This is a genomic window from Enterococcus sp. 3H8_DIV0648 (assembly GCF_002140655.1).
GTDB classification, from domain to species: Bacteria; Bacillota; Bacilli; order Lactobacillales; family Enterococcaceae; genus Enterococcus_A; species Enterococcus_A hulanensis.
Map to the genome: position 1 here is coordinate 3,594,212 of NZ_NGLG01000001.1, position 18,796 is coordinate 3,613,007.

Genomic DNA, 18,796 nt, shown 5'->3' on the forward strand with positions numbered 1-18,796 from the left:
TCTTTTTTTTGTTTTCGATCAATAGATTTCCTGTAGGGAATTCAAATTTTTTTGTTGCTAGATTTGAGGATTTTCTTTCTGCTTGTTATCGAATGCTAATTATTAAGAAAAATTACAAGTGTTTTTTATTATTCTGTCAGTGGATTTAAAGGCTTCATGTCAATTTAACCCTTTTCTTTTGTTTTTTATAAAGGAAAAAGGTTTTTCTGTTTACTATTTACAAAACTGTTATTTATCGCTATCATATTTCTATAAAATGAAAACGATTACTATTTAATAATAAGTTGGGGGTATGAAAAATGGATGTAGCAAAATTAGGTCAAAGACAGCTCTTTTTGATGAAATGGGAAAATCTTGAAGGGAGAATTCTTAAACGCTTTGAACAAAGTCAGAATGTTTCAGAGGTCATTGAGTATCTTGTGGCGGTTCTTGTGCGGAGTGCCCTGTGTTCGCGTGCAATCTCGGAGACGCTCCAAGCATTGATTCGTGAGCTGTTCTTAACGTCAGAGCCTAGTGATACGCTGCGCCGCTATGCTCCTTATTTTGAAAAGTATTGTGAAAAAAGTGAATGGAAAACAATTATCAAGCGTCTGTTTCGTAATGAAGCGGACTATTTGGCCTGCACCAAGGAAGCCCGTGGTTATAAAACCTACTTAATAAAAAAAGGAACGCTGGACATTCGTCAGGAAAATCATGCTTATATTGTGGAGTCCTTCTTTGAAGATATGAATGGCAAACGCCATAAATTGACGATTCGTGAAGTCGATCCTAATAAAGCTGCACCTGTGGTCACGAAGCTTTTGCAAATTTTGACGACTTTAACGATTTTCGAAACAAACGGTGTGCGCAAATTCGTCAAATTTATCAATTACGAAGGCTCAGGGAAAATCATCACAACCGCTTATGATACTCGTTTGGAGGAAGTGGAGGAGTCTGCTCAGGAACCGTCGGCCGAAAAGGCTTCTAATGAAACGAAAACTGGAGCTTCATCAAAGAAAAACGGAAACTTGAATCAGCTTGCCAACGAAAGGAAACAAGCCACAACACCACAAGACAAAACCAACGTAACACCAACACCTGCAACTGCCGCCTCGAAGCAAAAACCGAATGCAAAGAACCCCTCCGCAAGCCCTAAAAAAACAGACCCCGCCTACCTGCACTATGGCAAAACGACTGAACAAATAGAGGAAGCGCGCGAGGAACGCTGGCTCGAAAGACAGAAAAACAAAATATTGGGGAGAAAGAAGAGAAAGAAAAAATAGACGCTCCGCGTGATTGAAAAAAAATAGACAATCAGGCTTCTTTAGTATGGAGAAAATTAGGTTTTAGAGATTCTAATATTAATCAGAGGCTTTCGATAGCGGATGTTTTCTTTGAGAAAGTCTTTTCAAGTCACGACGTTTCCGCTAAACTTAGAGTTTAGAAAATAATTTTAGTGGAGGAAGATTATGCCAAATTGTCCAATGTGTCAATCAGAATATACTTATGAGGATCGCGGCTTGTTTGTTTGCCCTGAGTGTGGTCATGAGTGGTCTGAAAGCGATGAGGTCGAAGAAGGATTGGTGGTCAAAGATAGTAACGGCAACCAGCTTCAAGAAGGCGACAGTGTTACCGTGATCAAGGATTTAAAAGTTAAAGGTGCGTCAGGCGCCATCAAACAAGGAACCAAAGTCAAAAACATTCGCTTAGTCGAAGGGGATCATAATATCGATTGCAAGGTCGATGGCTTTGGTCCGATGAAATTAAAATCCGAATTTGTAAAGAAGTTATAAGCTAGAAGGATTCTTAGAGTTGTTTTCATAAAAAATTCACGCCTTTCGTGCTAAACTAAGGTTAGGAAGCTGTTTATTTCAAGCAATAACTTTGATTGATACCACACTGACTTTTTTAAGGCTGTCTTGAGAGGCAATGTCTGGTTAGATGTATCTCTGCTTGAAAAACAAGTACAGCAAAAAAGGAGAATGTATATGTATGGGAATGGACTGTTCTATAATTTTCTAGATCCCACGTTTTTATTAGTGATCGCTGGTCTGGTTATCTCTGGCCTTGCGTCTGCTTATGTTAATTCGACCTTTCGTAAATACGATGAGTTCCGCAGCAGTAAAGGCGTGACGGGAACTCAAGCGGCGGAATATATTTTACGCAGCCAAGGGATCAATGATGTCGGCGTTCAGCAGATCGCTGGGGATCTAACGGATAATTACAATAGCGGAAATAAGATGTTGAGCTTATCCGAAGCGACGGCGCAATCAACTTCGGTAGCGGCGATTGGTGTAGCGGCTCATGAATGCGGGCATGCCGTCCAAGATGCGAAAAATTATATCCCGTTACGGATGCGGGCGGCGATCGTACCGGTTGCCAATATCGGTTCGACCCTGTCATTTCCTTTGATCATGCTGGGCGTCATTATGAGCTGGAACCAAACCTTGATCAATATCGGGATCTTAGCCTTTTCATTAGCATTGATTTTTCAACTGGTGACTTTGCCGGTGGAATTTGATGCGTCACGACGGGCGTTAAGTATTCTGCGTGAGGGAAATATGCTGGAAGAAGATGAACTGGCGGCGGCTCGGAAAGTGCTGTTTGCGGCTGCGTTGACTTATGTAGCGGCTGCGCTGGCGACCTTCCTGCAATTGCTGCGATTGATCCTGCTGTTTGGCAATCGAAGTCGAGATTAATTACTGGCGATATGCTGGTTCAGACTGTAGACAAAGTCTCTAATGGAGATGTTGTCTGCAGTCTTTTCTTTTATAATGGAATTGGAAAAAGCTTTTTGTTAGAAAATCTGGCAAAAAAGTTGATGAAGAGGAGGCAGTCCAATGGTGGATTGGCAAAGTTTATTTGAACCGCGCATCCTAGAGCGAGGGTTGAACTATTATCAGATGGGTCATGTATCTGAATTGATTGAGGAAGATGGGGTCATATCAGCGATCGTAACCGGTAGTGAGGATTATGAGGTTGAGCTGGATTTTAGTGAAGAGGATAACTTAGGGTTGTACTGTGAATGCCCTTATGCGGCTGAGTTAAATACCTGCAAGCATATGGCGGCAGTCTGTTTTGCTTGGGAAGATGGAGCGAAACGAGTGGCCCCCGCCTTTTCCCAATCCGAGCTGGAAAAATCTGTTGCGGCAACCGATGAAGTAACCTTGCGAGCGTTTCTGCTTGAAATCCTGCAGAAGGATCAAGGTTTGGCACAGCGTTTCATGGGGAAGACTCAGAAAAGTGGCACTGATGGGGAGATTGATCCGTATCTTCAAGTAAATCAGATCGTTGATCGGTATACAGACTATTCCGGGTTTATTAATTATGATCGTGCTTTTGGGTTTGCTTCTGATTTATCCGAGCTTTTGGATACTGTGGCTCAGCAGCTGATTGAAAAAGAGCGGTATCACGAGGCCTTCGAATTAACAAACATTGTTTTTCAAACGATTGGTGAAGTGGAGATCGATGATTCGAATGGGGAAATCGGCTTTTTAGGAAATGAATGCTATGAGATTTGGCATCAGATTTTGTCACTGGTTGATTCCGATATGAAACAGAAGATGTTCGCTTGGTTTTCGCGTCAACTGGATGAGCTGGAGCATGATTTTCTATTAGAAATAATCCAACAAGTCATCGCAGAAGAGTTCCAAGAGTTTGATTTTGCGGAACAAAAGTTGCGTCGTGTCGAGGAAATGCTTGAAGAGGTGGACAAGCAAGAAGATTTTGGCAGAGACTATTCCCTTGCTTTTTGGGGGACAATGAAGGCTGAATTATTAGACCAGCTGGGAAAACCTGAGGAAGAAATCGAGACTTTTTATCGGAGTATGTGGGACAACAGTGAGATTCGTCAAAGTTATATCCAACGCTGTATCGACCAGCAAAACATTTCTAGAGCGATTGAAGTATTAAAGGAAAGTATTGTTTTGGATAAAGAATATCGCGGGGTAGTCGGTGAGTACAGTAATCAGTTAAAAGATCTGTATTTGGAATTAGGGGACAAAGAAGCCTATGTGAAGCAGCTTTATCGTTTGATTTATGAAGATGATCCAGGCAGTTTGGAGATTTTTATCGAGCTGAAGCAGCTTTATGCGGCAGATGAATGGCTGCCGATCCGAGATAACATTTTTAAGCAGCTTGCGGGCCAAGTTGAGTTGGATGATCTGTATGTCGAAGAAGAGCGCTATGATCTGCTGATGACAGAAGTTGAAAAGTCTTATTTGCTTTATAAAACGCAATCTTATCTGTCTCTTTTGAAGGATCGCTATCCTGAACGTTTGTTGGAGAAATACAAGAAAGAGATTCGTTCTATGCTGTATGAATCGTCTAGTCGAAAAAAATACCGCGGCATCGTTTATTTAATGCAAGATATGAAAAAAATTCCTGATGGGAAAAAGGTCCTGGCAGAATTTGTCCAAGAGCTGAGAGCGACTTATCCAAGGCGACCTGCTTTATTAGAAGAGCTTGAATATGTTTAGCTAAAATGGAACCCGCTTCATTTATCCATAAAGATTGCGCTTTCATTTTTTTAGGGGTTCTTATTACTGATAATTTTAAGTGTGTGGTATCATGGAATTAAGGATGGCAGTCTAATTTTTCGTGAGAGAAATTAGCTCATTAATACGAATAAGGAGCTGATATTATGAAAAGATCGACCAAAGTCAAAATCGGAGTAGGCGTGATTGTTGCGGCGAGTACAGCAACAGCAGTCGTAGCTTCTGGAAAACTGATTGAAAAAGCCCGTCATGTATCAAATCGTTGCAAAGTAAAACGCTTTGTCAGTGATAAGTTTGACGGCAGCGAAACATTGCTCGCGATCGTTGATAAACTATCGGATGAGGATTTAGACAATATCATGAGTATTTTAGACAAGATTAAAAGTGGAAAAAAGCGCGTCTCGGTCTATGGTGATTCCATCAAAGATACGACCGAGGATTTGAAGGACCGTTTGATGGATTTTGTTGATAAAGTAATGTAATCGATGTGCCAGCGATGGCGCATCTTTTTTTGTTGAAAAAGTTATGCTAAAGTAAGTTGATCAGAAATAGAGTGAGTGAGGAAAGAAATGGAACGTCAGAGTCAGTTTACAGAAGAAGAGAAACACTTTTTTATGCAGGAGGCGCTTGCTGAAGCGAAGAAAGCCGAGGCGCTTGCCGAGGTCCCGATCGGTGCAATCGTTGTTTATCATGGCGAAATTATCGGGCGCGGGCATAATCTGCGAGAACATAGTCAGGACGCGACCAGTCATGCTGAAATGTTTGCTATTCGCGAGGCCTGCCAGCATTTGGATAGTTGGCGCTTAGAGGAATGCCAGCTGTTTGTTACGTTGGAGCCTTGTCCGATGTGCAGCGGCGGTATGATCTTATCGCGTGTCGAAGAGGTTTATTTTGGTGCTTATGATCCGAAGGGCGGAACGGCCGGCACCTTGATGAATTTATTAACGGATGAACGCTTTAACCACCGAGCGTATGTCGAGGGCGGTATTATGGAAGAGGAATGCGGGCTGCTGCTGACCAATTTTTTCCGAGAAATCCGTGCGCGAAAAAAAAAGACTAGCCAAAACGAGTAGAGTTTGTTATACTATTTTTTGCCGAAAGGCAGGACAATGCCGGGCCTGTGAATTGTGTCAGGTCTGGAAGGAAGCAGCACTAAGTAGGATCCGGCATGTGTCTGATAGATGACTTAACAGCAGGCTTGAGGCTTGCTTTTTTTATTTGAATAAACTAGTGAACGGGGCTTAGGCCCTGTTTTTTTATTGTTTTTTACGGAATGTTAATTCATTGAAGCTCTTTCAAAATAAGCGTACACTGAAGTTATTAAATTTTGGGGGTGCAGCGATGAAGGAGAGACAGGCGTTTCATATTAATGGCTATTTAGGTTTAGTCGGATTAGTTGTGATGGTCGGCATTGGCTGTTGGTCGATTTTTGCGGGGAGTCATTCAAGTAATTTTGGACTGATGTTTTTAGGAATTGTTTTATGGCTTATTGCAGCCTTATTTTTCAGTTCGTTGACGATCGTGGGTCCCAATAGGGCAAAGGCTGTTTTGTTCTTCGGGAAATATCTCGGCACGATCAAGACAAATGGATTATTCATCACGACACCTTTGACCAGAAAAATTCCAGTTTCACTGAAGGTGCGAAATTTTAACAGCTCGCTGTTGAAGGTGAATGACTCGGATGGGAATCCGGTGGAAATATCGGCGGTCGTGGTGTTTCGGGTAGTGGATACGGCCAAAGCATTGTTTGATGTTGATTATTATTTGGATTTTGTCGAGATTCAAAGCGAGACGGCGATCCGCCATATTGCGACTCAATATCCTTACGATACCTTCAATGACGATGATCTGACGTTGCGGGGCAATACCACCGAGGTATCGGAAGAATTAGCGACCGAATTACAGGAGCGGTTGGCGATGGCTGGCGTGGAAGTGATCGAGACCCGCTTGAATCACTTGGCTTATGCGACTGAGATTGCTAATGCCATGCTGCAGCGGCAGCAGGCCAAAGCGATTCTTTCTGCACGGCAAACGATCGTCGAAGGTGCGGTGACGATGACTCAGATGGCTCTTGAACAAATTGAAAATGGACAGGACATTCATTTTACAGATGACCGCAAAGTTCAATTGATCAATAATCTGCTGGTTTCGATCATTACGGATAAAGGGACACAGCCGGTGATCAATACTGGCGATCTATCGGAAAAATAGGAGGAGCGGCGATGAAGAAACTGTATATTAAGCAAAAGGTTTTTAGCATTGGCGAAAAGTTTACGGTGACAGATGAAGATCAAAAGCCCCGTTATTTTGTTACCGGCAGCTTCATGAAGATTCCCAAGACGTTTCGCATCGAGGATGAGCACGGTCATGAGGTCAGCCGGATCACGAAAAAGGTTATCAGTCTTTTGCCGAAATTTTTTGTCGAAATCAATGGACAAGAGGCGATTGAGATTTCCAAACAGCTGAGTTTCTTTAAGGCGAAGTATTCGATCTCTGCCGAAGATGTGACGGTTGATGGAAATTGGTGGGATATGGATTTTGAGGTTTCGCAAAAAGGACGCAAGGTTGCCGAGATCAATAAACGCTGGATCTCATGGGGCGATACCTATGAGATCACGATTTTGAATGAAGCACTGGAAGAGTTGATCATTTCTTTAGTGATCGCGATTGATTGTGTCAAACAAGATGAAGCGGACTCCGCATCGTCTTCATCAAGCTAAAAAAACCACCGTTGTTGAAGAAATTCAGCAACGGTGGTTTTGTATTTAGAAAAGGGTGATTTCTTGTAACAGGGGATTTTCGAATATTAGCAGCTGTTCCTTGATTTTTAAGCCAGCATCGCTGGAGCCGGAGTAGCCGACTAATTTTCCGTTTTTGCCAATAACACGATGGCAGGGAACGATGATCGGTAATGGATTGTTGCGGTTTGCCTGACCGATAGCACGAACGGCTTTTGGCCGCTGGAGCTTTTGCGCTACATCCAGATAGCTCCATGTTTCGCCATAAGGAATCTCTGTCAGCGTCCGCCAAACTTCCTGCTGAAAATCCGTTCCAACGTCAAAAATATAAGGAACATCGAACGCTTTGCGATCACCAGCTAAAAATTCTAATAGCTGTTTTTTTGCGGTCTGAAGGATTTCTTGATTGGCTAAAGGATTTTCCTCGATTGGCGTATAAGATACTTGGGTCAAGGCAGTCTGATCGGCATTCAGCCAAAGTGTGCCGAGAATAGATTCAAATTTCATACTTTCACCTGCTTTTTTAGCGAACGAATTCGTTCGGCCTTATTAAGCTGTATGGTACTATAGATGGAACAAGAAGAGTTGAAAAGAGGTAGAATAATGGAAAAAATTATTCTTTTACATACGAATGATCTCCATTCCCATTTAGAGAATTGGCCGAAGATTCGCCGTTTTCTATTGAACCGTAAACAAGAGGAGACAGCGGAAAAAAAGATCATCACCGTCGATCTCGGTGATTTTGTCGATCGCTGGCATCCGTTGACGGAAGCGACGAACGGTCAAGCCAATGTTGCGTTGATGAATCAGATCCAATACGATGCGGCAACGATCGGGAATAATGAAGGGGTCGGAAATTCCAAAGCAGAGTTAAATCATTTATACGATCAAGCGAACTTTGATCTTATTTTAGACAACCTTTTTGATAAGCAAACACTGCAGCCGCCTAAATGGGCCCAGCAAGCCAAAATCATCACGACCGATCAAGGAACGAAAGTCGGTCTGCTGGCGTTTACCGCGCCTTTTCCGCTGACTTACAGCCCCAATGGCTGGGACATTCGTCAGGTGATGGACATTTTACCCAAGCTGGTCGCCGAAATGCGTCCCAAGGTTGATGTACTGGTGCTGATGAGTCATCTTGGGATCAGTGTGGATCGGCGCATTGCGCGGGAAGTACCGGCGATCGATGTGATCTTAGGCTCTCACACCCATCATTTGTTTGAGCATGGTGAAACCATCGGAAACGTTCAGCTGGCTGCCGCTGGGAAATATGGCTATTACGTCGGCGAAGTGCATGTGACCGTTGATGAGGACCATCGCATTTTAAAAACTTCTGCTCGTACGTTTGCGACAGAGAAGATGCTGGAGCTGCCGGAAGATACCGAAGAGGTCGAAGGCTATTTGACAGAAGGTCATCGACTACTAGCCGATAAAAAAGTGGCGGACCTGCCATTTGCCCTGAGCACAGACCTGCAAGCGGAGCATCCGATGATCGATTACACGCTGGCGGCGGTCAAAGAGGCTGCTGGAACAGAAGCCGCGGTTTTAAACTCTGGTCTGTTTTTGACCGACATACCCGCAGGAACGGTCAATCAAGATCAGCTTCATACGGCGCTTCCGCATCCGATGCATTTAATCAAGGTGACATTAGATGGGAACAATTTGATTCGCTTGATTTTAGAGATGGAAAAGAATCGCCATTTTCTAATCAATTTCCCTGTAATGGGCATGGGCTTTCGCGGAAAGGTTTTTGGCCATCTCGTTTATGACGGGATCGAGTATGATCGGGTGAACCATCAAGTCCGCTGGCTTGGCGAGCCGATTGATCCTGAACTGGACTATACGATTGCAACCGTCGATCATTATATGTTCGTGCCCTTCTTTCCGACGATCGAGATCGCAGGCCGCTACGAATTTTTATTCCCGGATTTTATCCGCAGTGTTTTGGGAGACTATCTCCACACTCACTATCCAATCAAATAAAAACAAGGTATAATAGCAAACAGGTGGTGAAACGATGGCAAAAGAAAAAAGAGACAAAAAAGAGAAGATTGATACTGAAAAAACAGTCACTGAAGAACTGACTGAGGTCTTAGATGAAATCGTTGAGACGCCCGCTGAAGAAAAGAAAAAAGGTGAACCCGTCGTATTTGTTGATGACAGTAATCTTTTGATTGGCGAACGCCAATATCGCTTAGTTAGAAATTATCGTGAAGGCTTTGATGCCGAACGTTTAGGTGAACGCTTTAGTGAGGTCTTGACACGTTATGATTATATCGTTGGCGATTGGGGCTACGACCAGCTGCGGCTGAAGGGCTTTTTCCGCGAAGACGATCGCAAAAGTCTGCCGGAACAGCGGATCGATGCGTTAGAAGATTACCTGTATGAGTATTGCAATTTCGGCTGTGCTTATTTTGTGTTGGAACGAACCGGCGGCAAGCGTCAGCAAAATCGCAAGAAGCGCAAACGCAAGCGCAAGGACAAACCGCAGGCATTCATTGAAGAAAAGAAAGTGCCTGTGAATGACAAACCAAAGAAAAAACCAATCATCAAAAATCGGCAGCCTAAAAAGGAAACGCCGACCAAACTGAAAGAAAAAGACGAACGCTTCGTGATTCGTCAAAGAGAAGAGTAAGAGCATGTACAAAGGATATTTAATTGATTTAGATGGAACGATTTATCGCGGCAGCGAACCGATCCCGGCTGGCCGCCGCTTTGTAGAGCAATTACAGGCGCGCAAGATTCCCTTTTTGTTTTTGACGAATAACACAACAAAAACACCAGAGACGGTCGCCAATCGCTTGGCCAATGAATTTTCGATTCATGTCGGTCCGGAAACGGTCTATACTGCGACTTTGGCAACGATCGACTACATGAATGACGCCGCTAAGGGCAAAAAAGTCTATGTTATCGGCGAACCCGGTTTGATCGATCCGATCTTGTCTGCCGGCTACGTTTGGGAAGAAGAAAACCCGGACTATGTAGTTGTCGGCTTGGATAACGATGTGACGTACGAAAAATTCGTGACCGCCACATTAGCGATCCAAAAGGGCGCGACCTTTATCGGAACGAATCCAGATAAAAATATTCCAACCGAACGCGGCTTGCTGCCGGGGGCTGGTTCAGTGATCGCGCTGGTGGAAGCTTCTACGCAGCAAAAGGCGATCTATATTGGCAAGCCTGAAGCGATCATTATGGATAAAGCAGTGGAAATCTTAGGGATGGAAAAATCCAATGTCTTGATGGTGGGGGATAATTACACGACTGATATCTTGGCAGGCATCAATAATGGCATTGACTCGCTGCTGGTTTTATCAGGCTTCACGCAGAAAGCGGATGTACCGACGCTGCCTGTGCCGCCGACCTATCTGGTGGACTCCTTAGATGAATGGCACTTCGATGAAAAGTAAATGGCTGGAGAAAATCGGCTTGCTGTGCCTGCTGGTGACTTTGCTGACGCTGGCGATCACGTTAACGATCAATGCCCGCTGGCTGTATCAGTTTGACATCGGGCATTTAGACCTATTGGATTACACGACGCTTTCCAGTAAAGAGCTGCTGCATAATTTTGATCAATTGATGCGCTATTTGAACTTGCCGTGGGTGGAAAGTCTCAAAATGACTGATTTTCCAGTCTCGGCCAGCGGCGCCTTGCATTTTTATGAAGTGAAGAAATTATTTCTGCTGAACTATGGTCTGCTGCTGGCAACGATCGTACCTAGCTTTTTCTACGTACGTCATTTGATCAAACAGCAAAGACTGTGGACGATGATTCAGCCGTTTCGGATCGCGGTGGCGGTTCCGATCGTGATCGCTTTTTTGATGGCGGTGAACTTTGACCGATTCTTTATTATGTTCCACGGCGTTTTCTTTAACAATGACGCGTGGATCTTCAATCCGGCTACCGATCCGATCATCAATGTCTTGCCCGAAACGTTTTTCTTACACTGTTTTATTTTATTTTTCATTTTACTAGAAATCTTTTATCTCTTACCAATTTACTTTGGCAAAAGAGCATTAAAAAAAGAGCGCTAAGCTCTTTTTTTAATGCTCTTATTTAACGATGGAATCAAGCTTGCGTGGATGCTCATGGGCTAAACGGCTGGCAGCGGATGCTGCGATCGCGCCTACAAGGTCATCTAAGAAGGTATGAACGTGCACACCATCGTGTTCGTTGAGTTTTTTCAAGATACCGGGCTTCACTTTATCGATGTAGCCGTAATTCGTAAAGCCGATCGAGCCATAAACGTTCACGATAGAAAGCGCCATGATCTCGTCGATCCCATACAGCCCCTCATCCTCTTCCAGAATATTTTGCAACGGATAGTCCAGCTTCTTTTGCTCAGCCAGCTTGTCCAGCTCGATACCGGTGATGATCGCATTATGAACCTCGCGTTTTGTCAGCACACGATTGACGCTGTGGATACATAATTCAATGTCTAATTTGTCGATATAATCCTTCTGTAAAAAGAAGACCAAATCGGCGATATCTTTGATCGTAACGCCGCGTTCCTCTAAGAGTTCGCGGGCCTTTTGTTCAAGAGCGGTTGTTTCGAATACCATGTCTTACCTCCTATGTGTTAGTAGAATATTTTTCTTAGTTTTAAAAAATGAACCTGACTCTTACGCCGTAGACCATCCAGCTAGCCTACACTTGTGGAAATAGGCTCGTGCTGTGTCCGGGCTGCGTGCGGTTTTTCGGATTAATATAGTGCAGCGCGTTATTGACAGCAGTAGGAGCTTCCCCCATACCGGTCGCGATCAATTTTACTTTGCCGTCATAGGTGCTGATATCCCCGCAGGCATAGACACCAGGAATCGATGTGCGCATGTCCGATTCAACAAGGATTGCTTGCCGCGTACTTTCTAAGCCCCAAGAGCGTAAATGATCCAAGGAGGAAGAAAAGCCGTAGTTAACGATCAAGTAATCCACGTTCAATGTAATTGTCTCATCACTTTTCGCCTTTTGTAAAGTCAGATCCTCTAATTCCTGTTCACCGTGGAGCTCCTTCAATAGATAAGGCGTGTAGATATTCACTGAGGAGTCCTTCAATTTCTGGACACTGTGTTCATGTCCGCGGAAATTATCGCGGCGATGGATGATCGATACTTCTGCTGCGATCGGCTCCAGCATTAAGGCCCAATCAATGGCAGAGTCGCCGCCGCCAGCGATGGCGACCTTTTTACCGGCATATTTCATCAAATCATTTATATAATAATCGATCCCATGATTTTCAAAGCGTTCAGCCTCATCAAGCAGCAAACGCCTTGGCTGGAACGAACCGTTGCCGATCGCCAGTATGACTGCTTTCGTATAATGGCTATCCTTATTAGTTACCAGTTCAAGGTAATCTTCGTGCTGCTTTAATTCTAAAACTTCTTCGTCCAAACAGTAGGTATGAGAAAAAGTCCGCAGCTGCTTTTCTAAGTTGCCAACCAGATCCGCCGCCTTGACGATGGGGAATCCGGGAATGTCATAAATATTTTTCTCAGGATAAAGTGTCGTCAGCTGCCCGCCTAATTGCGGCAAACTATCGATCAGCTTTGTTTTGGCTTGGCGGATACCGGCGTAAAAAGCCGCAAACATGCCGACAGGACCCGCACCTACGATGGTTATATCAAAAATTTCCATATCAACACCCTTTCTTTTCATCGATTGTAACAAATAAATGAGAGAGATAGAAACGCTTGGTTTGAGGAGGTGGCAAAATCAGAAAAGTTTGTTATGATGAACACAGTAAAAAATAAAGGAGGATGTTGAAGTGACTCAATTTCCACAATTAAACTTAACAGAAGAAAAAGGACCAAAAGCTACGATCAAAACAAATATGGGCGACATCAAAGTTCAGTTGTTCCCTGAAGAAGCACCTAAAACCGTTAAAAACTTTGTTGAATTAGCGAAGAAAGGCTATTACGATGGTGTCATTTTCCACCGCGTTATTCCAGATTTCATGATTCAAGGCGGCGACCCAACCGGTACTGGGATGGGCGGCGAAAGTATCTATGGGGAAAAATTTGAAGACGAATTTTCACGCAACCTGTTTAACCTGCGTGGAGCTCTATCAATGGCGAACGCTGGTCCGAATACGAACGGCAGCCAATTCTTCATCGTAAACAATCAAAATGTTCCTGCCAACATGATGGCGCAGTTAGAAGAAGCAGGATTTCCTGGCGAAATCGTTGAAACCTACAAACAGGGCGGAACTCCTTGGTTAGACTTCCGTCATACTGTTTTCGGTCATGTAGTTGAAGGCATGGATGTGGTAGATAGCATCGGTGCGGCAAAACGCGGACCACAAGACAAACCAGTCAATGACATCGTGATCGAATCAATCGAGATTTCAGAATAAAAAAATACGGCCAAGCGGCCGTATCAGGCTGTAGACAAAAGACATCCCAAGCTCGTAATTTGAGTTTGGGATGTCTTTTTATCTGATTCGTTTCGATTTTTTTTAGTTTAACGCAGCAGCGATCCGCTTTAATCCTTCAGCTAGAATCGCTTGCGGACAAGCCACATTCAAACGCATATGCTGTTTGCCGCTAGGGCCATAACTAATCCCCGCATTCAAAACAACCTTGCCTTTATGGACCAATCGTTCCTCAAGCTCCTCATCAGCAAGTCCATACGCCGAAAAGTCCAGCCATAATAAGTAGGTGCCTTCCGGTTTCATGATTTTTACCTTTGGCAAATGTTCTTGGAAGAAAGTCATCGTATAAGCAATATTTGATTGAACGTAAGGCAATAACTCCGCCAACCATTCTTCGCCGGTTTCATAAGCTGCTTCCATCCCAGCTAAACCAAAGGTATTGATCTCCTGCTGGAAGTTTTCTGTCTGCTTATGCTCCAACTGTTTGCGCAATTTCTCATTTTTGGCAAAAACGATCGAATTTTTGATCCCAGCCAGATTAAAGGTCTTCGTCATGGAAGTGAATTGCAGACTAAAATCACTGAACCCTTCACCTGCAGCAAAGAAAGAAGTCATTTCATTTGGTGAAAAGACTAGATCCTGATGGATTTCATCACTAAAGACCAGCACGCCGTATTTGCGGCAAAGCTCGCCCAGCTGCTGCAATTCCTCCTTCAGCCAGACCCGACCGCCAGGATTGTGGGGATTGCATAAGATCATGACCTTCACTTGGTGCTGCTTGAATTTTTCCTCAATATCACCAAAGTCCATCACAAAATGACCGTTTTCTTCGATCAACTGGCTGCGAACCAATTGCCGATGATTAGTAGTAATAATATTTGCAAACGGAGGGTAGACAGGATCATGGATCAGGATCGTGTCATTCGGTTTCGTAAATGCTTGGACCGCCGTGGCGATTCCAGCTAGGACACCCGAGAAGAAAAGAATCTCTTCTTTTTCGATAGTTAGCTGATGGTGTTTCTTTTCCCAATCAATAATAGCCGTATACAGACTCTCTGGCGTATCCGCATAACCCAATACTCCGTGATCCAGCAATTTCTGATAAGCCTGCAAAACTCCTGCCGGTGCTTTGAAATCCATATCAGCGATCCACAAGGGCAGCAGCTCTTGTTCATTGTACATCTGAAGTATCGCGTCCCACTTCACACTGTTAGTGCCAAGACGCTCGATTGGTTGATCAAAATTTGTCATTCTTCTTCCTCCTACTTGCGAACTTCAATTTTAGTTATAAATACAGTATAATGAAAAACTTTAATTATTGATAGAATAGGTGTTTTACTAATGCCTAAAACAAGTTTAACTGCCATTTTAGCATAAAAAAATTAATAAATGATACCCAGAAAGATGCCGCAAAAATCAACTAATGTTCTTTTGGCGGAAAAAGCGTAGAACTCTTTTTGGAAAAACCGAAAATTTGATTTCAATCTAAAATCCGTTCTGGCCTTAGCCAGCAGCTAAATATGAGTATAACGATTCTTTTTACTACCTATATCTTTCACAAAATACGCTTGATAGAATGAAGTGGTCATAATACGCGCACTTGATTTTGTATACTAGATATTTAAGGAGGAGTTTGGTATATGAAACAACATTATTCTATTAAAATTTTTATTTTTTGTGCAATAGGGGTTTGTATCAATGTCGTCTTGGGTTCTATCATCACCGTCACCAATATTCCGTTTCTTTTTCTCGATGCAATAGGAACGATATTTATCGCTGCGAATTTTCGAATGAGGGATGGGATTCTTACAGGGGTATGCACAAATCTATTGTTGGGAGTGATCCATGGACCGCTGGCTTTACCGTTTGGCTTAGTCAGCATCACGATCGCGATTGTTGCAAATTTATGTGCTAGAAAAAGTTTTTCATACAAGAAAGCTTTTATTGCAGGCATTCTATTAGTATTGATCGGCTCATTAGTCAGCGCGCCTATCCGGGTCATTCTTTATGGCGGCTTTGGTGGCCTATCTAAATCCGTTTCTGACATTCTCGTTTTTTCACTTCAAGCATCAGGTAGAAGAGCAATCGTAGCTGCCTATTGGGGAGCGGTCACAGATGGGATTGTCGATAAGATCATTTCTTGCTTTATTGTTGTTTGGTTAAGTAATTTGCCTCAGATTCAACCGTTTTTGCAATCATTCCGGAAGTCAAAGGAGAACTATCATGAATGGTCAAAAGAGAATTCTTAAAATCTTCACTCAATTATTGAGTGGCACGACATTGCTGAAAAAAGACTTGATGGAAGAATACCAAAAGCAAGGCAGTACGATTCAAAGAGATATCGGAATTATCGAAGAAGTTTTAGACGAAAATGATTATTCATCCTCTCATTTTGGTACCTTGAAACGCGAAGGAAAGGGAGGCTATCAATTATCTGACCACTTGAGAAAAAATGTTTTAAGTGATGATGAATTACTTGCCATCTTAAAAATCCTATTCGCTAGCCGAGCGTTTAACGGAAAAGAGATGACTGAACTAATTGATAAATTCCATACACTATCAACAGATAAGAAAAGGATTCGTCAATTCATTGCCAATGAAGAACTCTATTATCAAGGCGTTTCAAAAGTTGATCTATTGGAAAGAATCAATTTTATGTGTGATGCGATCTCAAATAACCGAACTATTGAGTTTGAGTATACCAGACGTGGGGAGACGCAAATCTTTAGGCGTACCCCAAACGCGCTTCAATTTTCAGACTTATATTTCTTTATGATGTCGGCTTCTCATACGGCACAAGACGATGCGGATTTTTCTGCTTTGAATAAATTTCGAATCAATAATATGGTCAATTTAAGAATTGTTTCCTCCCCTAAGAAATCATTGTACAAAGACAGGTGTGAAACGGGCGCCTTAAGAAATCAGACAGCACACCTTCCCTTTTTAGGAAACCCCATTACAATGATCATAGATTTTTATCACGATCCTGTTTATGTATTGGACCGTTTTCCAGATTCAAAAATTATTAGGGAAAATGAAGATGATAGTTACCGTATCGAAGTGCATGCAAATGACGGCTATGGAGTAAAGATGTGGATGCTCAGTCAAGGCGATATGGTGAAAGTGATTTCTCCCAAGCATATGAAAGAGTATGTTATTCAGGATATGCGAGATACATTGAAATATTATGGATATGAAACCGTGCCGCAAGAAGATAGTTGAAAGACTGTCTTTTTTTTTGCCATTCAGCAAAAAAATAATCGGATTATGATAAGTGATCATAATATGAATAGGTCATTTTGTATACTTAAATAGTTATAAATAATTCTAATTGAAAATTTCAGGAGGTTTGCTAAATGGATATAGCTTATTTAGTAATATTCAAGCGTCTGAACTAAATAGGTGAAAGATGAGTACATTAAAAAAGACAAGAAAATTAAAGGAGCTATCGCAAATGAAAAGAATTGGAAAAATTATTCAAATTGATAAGGAAAATTCTGATGCAACAATACTAATTGAAGGAAACAACCAGAGTGAGCACTATTCGTTGAACAGTTTTAATTTTAGTCCCATGATTGGTGACAAAGCAGAAATAATACCTGATGGAGATTCTTTTATTATTAGCAATTATACTGATGATGTGTTGCAAGATCTGCCTGGACATAAAAAAGTTAATAAAATGGTTTATATTCTTTTAGCATTTTTCCTAGGCGGGATTGGAGGACATAAGTTTTATTCTGGAAAAATAGGTCTGGGCGTTGTATATCTAATCTTTTGTTGGACATTTATTCCACTTATAATTTCCTTTATCGAAGCAATTTTAGCACTTGGGAAAACGGCCGATCAAAATGGAGAGATGTATATTTAAATATTTTACTAGGTTAGAGGGAAAATAGTAATTCTCTCTCCATTCAAAGATCACTTGTAAAAAATGAGGACAGCAGTTTTTAGATAGAAGATAAAGAAAATGACGGTTATGGAGTTGAAATGTGATTACTCAGTCATGGGTACATGATGAAAGAATATGCTATTCAGGATGTACGTACGAGATTCATTAAGATATTACGGGATGAAACACGTCATAATCTGATCATTCTTCTAAAGTAATGAGGAGTTAAAAAATAAAGGAGTTATGAAATTAAAAAGAACTATCTAGCTATTTTACTATTAAGTGCTTTACTGCTCGGTGGGTGTGAGTCAAAAGAAAGCAACAAAGTGCCAGCTGAGAGTTCTTCATCGGAGACGATCCAAGAAACTATCTCAAGTTCTACTAAGTCCACTGTTGTCTCGGATTCTACTTTCAAAGAATCGTCTGAAATAGAAACTAGTTCAAAGAATATGGATACAGAAAATCATTATAACCTCGTGATAAATGATTTTAAGAATAAATTATATGGCGAATGGACGTACACTAATTCATTAGCAGACGGTATGGATTTTTATCGCGAGATATCTGGAATAAGTTTTAAAGAAGATGGAACGTATTCTTTGAAGATGACATCAAATAAGGGGGATACAAACGGTGTGATTTCTGAAAGCAATGGATCGTATAAGATATCTGAGAACGGTGTTAAGCAAACTTTAGAAGGACTTACTCATTATGTAGATAATTATGATGATTTTGCCAAACAAGATACAGGGTTCCGAGCCAACTATATTCAAGTACGTTTTACAAGTTCTGATAAAGAAGCAACCACGGGAATATACATTTACCCGAATGGACACCTAACGTTTGAAAATCCCGGATTACTATTTAATGAAAATGTTACTGGCCTTTCTCAATTTGAAAAATTTTAAGATAGCTAAACGGCTATCTTCTTTTTTAATTCTTAGCGAAGTGTTCATATTGTGCATACGCGGTTGAGTACAATAGATTTAGTAATAAAAAACGAATGGAGGAAAACAATATGGCAGATTTATATTTAGACAAGGAAATGATGAAGAGGAAAAGTAGCCAATCAACAATCTGGGGAGTTCCAATCAAGACCAAATTAAATGCAGAAGCAAAACGGAAACTTAAAAAAGAAGCTCCAAATGAATACCAAATGATGGTACAAGAAAATAAAGCTATTGAGCATATCATACAAAAAATATTGAATAATCAACAATTAGACTCAGAAGAACAATCAGGAATGAAAAATAGAGTCTTGGGTGATTGGACGATAAAAAAAGCTAATGCAGAAGGAATTGACTATTTACTAGCAATTTATTATCA

General features: G+C 41.9%; 22 protein-coding genes and 1 other RNA gene. 19 read left to right on the forward strand and 4 right to left on the reverse strand.

What is annotated here, in order from left to right; genetic code table 11:
* The first annotated feature begins 299 nt into the window (after positions 1-299).
* The 9 genes from A5875_RS16330 to A5875_RS16370 all read left to right on the forward strand — a co-directional run bounded on the left by A5875_RS16330 (position 300) and on the right by A5875_RS16370 (position 7,195).
* The gene (locus tag A5875_RS16330) at positions 300-1,262 is read left to right on the forward strand and encodes a hypothetical protein (RefSeq protein WP_088934569.1); all 963 of its coding nucleotides are present in this window, start codon (positions 300-302) and stop codon (positions 1,260-1,262) included.
* Between the two features lie 186 nt (positions 1,263-1,448).
* Positions 1,449-1,772 carry a zinc ribbon domain-containing protein YjdM gene (locus A5875_RS16335; protein WP_088934570.1) on the forward strand — a complete coding sequence of 108 codons (324 nt, stop codon included), beginning with the start codon at positions 1,449-1,451 and terminating at the stop codon, positions 1,770-1,772.
* Between the two features lie 195 nt (positions 1,773-1,967).
* A complete protein-coding gene (locus A5875_RS16340; RefSeq protein WP_088934571.1) occupies positions 1,968-2,678 on the forward strand; it encodes a zinc metallopeptidase in 711 nt (236 codons plus the stop codon).
* A 141-nt stretch (positions 2,679-2,819) separates the two neighbouring features.
* Positions 2,820-4,457 (forward strand): SWIM zinc finger family protein, encoded by a 1,638-nt coding sequence (locus A5875_RS16345; protein ID WP_088934572.1) that lies wholly within the window; start codon positions 2,820-2,822, stop codon positions 4,455-4,457.
* Positions 4,458-4,621: 164 nt separating this feature from the next.
* Positions 4,622-4,957 carry a hypothetical protein gene (locus tag A5875_RS16350; protein ID WP_088934573.1) on the forward strand — a complete coding sequence of 112 codons (336 nt, stop codon included), beginning with the start codon at positions 4,622-4,624 and terminating at the stop codon, positions 4,955-4,957.
* Positions 4,958-5,044: 87 nt separating this feature from the next.
* A complete protein-coding gene (gene tadA / locus A5875_RS16355; protein ID WP_088934574.1) occupies positions 5,045-5,548 on the forward strand; it encodes a tRNA adenosine(34) deaminase TadA in 504 nt (167 codons plus the stop codon).
* A gap of 26 nt (positions 5,549-5,574) precedes the next feature.
* Positions 5,575-5,658: signal recognition particle sRNA small type (gene ffs / locus A5875_RS16360), an RNA gene on the forward strand.
* A gap of 158 nt (positions 5,659-5,816) precedes the next feature.
* The gene (locus tag A5875_RS16365; protein ID WP_088934575.1) at positions 5,817-6,686 is read left to right on the forward strand and encodes an SPFH domain-containing protein; all 870 of its coding nucleotides are present in this window, start codon (positions 5,817-5,819) and stop codon (positions 6,684-6,686) included.
* 11 nt (positions 6,687-6,697) lie between these two features.
* A complete protein-coding gene (locus A5875_RS16370) occupies positions 6,698-7,195 on the forward strand; it encodes an LURP-one-related/scramblase family protein (protein ID WP_088934576.1) in 498 nt (165 codons plus the stop codon).
* 45 nt (positions 7,196-7,240) lie between these two features.
* Here A5875_RS16370 and A5875_RS16375 read toward each other — a convergent pair whose 3' ends face one another.
* Positions 7,241-7,720, reverse strand: coding sequence for a methylated-DNA--[protein]-cysteine S-methyltransferase (locus A5875_RS16375; RefSeq protein ID WP_088934577.1), 480 nt, complete (start codon positions 7,718-7,720; stop codon positions 7,241-7,243).
* Positions 7,721-7,816: 96 nt separating this feature from the next.
* Here A5875_RS16375 and A5875_RS16380 point away from each other — a divergent pair, with 96 nt between their 5' ends.
* From A5875_RS16380 to A5875_RS16395, 4 genes are read left to right on the forward strand one after another with little or no spacing between them, the layout of a single operon-like run.
* Entirely contained in the window at positions 7,817-9,196 is a 1,380-nt protein-coding gene (locus tag A5875_RS16380) for a bifunctional metallophosphatase/5'-nucleotidase (RefSeq protein ID WP_088934578.1), read from the forward strand.
* Positions 9,197-9,230: 34 nt separating this feature from the next.
* Positions 9,231-9,848 carry a YutD family protein gene (locus tag A5875_RS16385; RefSeq protein ID WP_088934579.1) on the forward strand — a complete coding sequence of 206 codons (618 nt, stop codon included), beginning with the start codon at positions 9,231-9,233 and terminating at the stop codon, positions 9,846-9,848.
* Between the two features lie 4 nt (positions 9,849-9,852).
* A complete protein-coding gene (locus A5875_RS16390) occupies positions 9,853-10,623 on the forward strand; it encodes a TIGR01457 family HAD-type hydrolase (RefSeq protein WP_088934580.1) in 771 nt (256 codons plus the stop codon).
* Positions 10,613-11,248 (forward strand): TIGR01906 family membrane protein, encoded by a 636-nt coding sequence (locus A5875_RS16395; RefSeq protein ID WP_088934713.1) that lies wholly within the window; start codon positions 10,613-10,615, stop codon positions 11,246-11,248. The genes A5875_RS16390 and A5875_RS16395 overlap by 11 nt, the downstream gene beginning before the upstream one ends.
* Before the next feature lie 18 nt (positions 11,249-11,266).
* Here A5875_RS16395 and A5875_RS16400 read toward each other — a convergent pair whose 3' ends face one another.
* Together A5875_RS16400 and A5875_RS16405 are read right to left on the reverse strand one after the other, a co-directional pair.
* Positions 11,267-11,776 (reverse strand): phosphatidylglycerophosphatase A family protein, encoded by a 510-nt coding sequence (locus A5875_RS16400; RefSeq protein WP_088934581.1) that lies wholly within the window; start codon positions 11,774-11,776, stop codon positions 11,267-11,269.
* 85 nt (positions 11,777-11,861) lie between these two features.
* A complete protein-coding gene (locus tag A5875_RS16405) occupies positions 11,862-12,845 on the reverse strand; it encodes an NAD(P)/FAD-dependent oxidoreductase (protein ID WP_088934582.1) in 984 nt (327 codons plus the stop codon).
* 130 nt (positions 12,846-12,975) lie between these two features.
* On the opposite strand from A5875_RS16405, the gene A5875_RS16410 reads away from it, so the two are divergent.
* Positions 12,976-13,563: a peptidylprolyl isomerase gene (locus A5875_RS16410; protein WP_088934583.1), complete on the forward strand. Its 588-nt coding sequence runs from the start codon at positions 12,976-12,978 to the stop codon at positions 13,561-13,563.
* A gap of 102 nt (positions 13,564-13,665) precedes the next feature.
* On the opposite strand, the gene A5875_RS16415 is transcribed toward A5875_RS16410, so the two are convergent.
* On the reverse strand, positions 13,666-14,832 hold the full coding sequence (locus A5875_RS16415; RefSeq protein ID WP_088934584.1) for a MalY/PatB family protein: 1,167 nt from the start codon (positions 14,830-14,832) through the stop codon (positions 13,666-13,668).
* 389 nt (positions 14,833-15,221) lie between these two features.
* Here A5875_RS16415 and A5875_RS16420 point away from each other — a divergent pair, with 389 nt between their 5' ends.
* From A5875_RS16420 to A5875_RS23775, 5 genes are all read left to right on the forward strand, one after another.
* Positions 15,222-15,830, forward strand: coding sequence for a hypothetical protein (locus A5875_RS16420; RefSeq protein ID WP_088934585.1), 609 nt, complete (start codon positions 15,222-15,224; stop codon positions 15,828-15,830).
* The gene (locus tag A5875_RS16425) at positions 15,805-16,803 is read left to right on the forward strand and encodes a helix-turn-helix transcriptional regulator (protein WP_088934586.1); all 999 of its coding nucleotides are present in this window, start codon (positions 15,805-15,807) and stop codon (positions 16,801-16,803) included. Before A5875_RS16420 ends, A5875_RS16425 begins: the two co-directional genes overlap by 26 nt.
* Before the next feature lie 232 nt (positions 16,804-17,035).
* Positions 17,036-17,449, forward strand: coding sequence for a TM2 domain-containing protein (locus A5875_RS24175; RefSeq protein ID WP_242550881.1), 414 nt, complete (start codon positions 17,036-17,038; stop codon positions 17,447-17,449).
* Between the two features lie 347 nt (positions 17,450-17,796).
* Positions 17,797-18,378, forward strand: coding sequence for a hypothetical protein (locus A5875_RS16435; RefSeq protein ID WP_088934588.1), 582 nt, complete (start codon positions 17,797-17,799; stop codon positions 18,376-18,378).
* 110 nt (positions 18,379-18,488) lie between these two features.
* The coding region (locus A5875_RS23775; RefSeq protein WP_176244703.1) for a hypothetical protein at positions 18,489-18,796 on the forward strand (308 nt) is incomplete at its 3' end.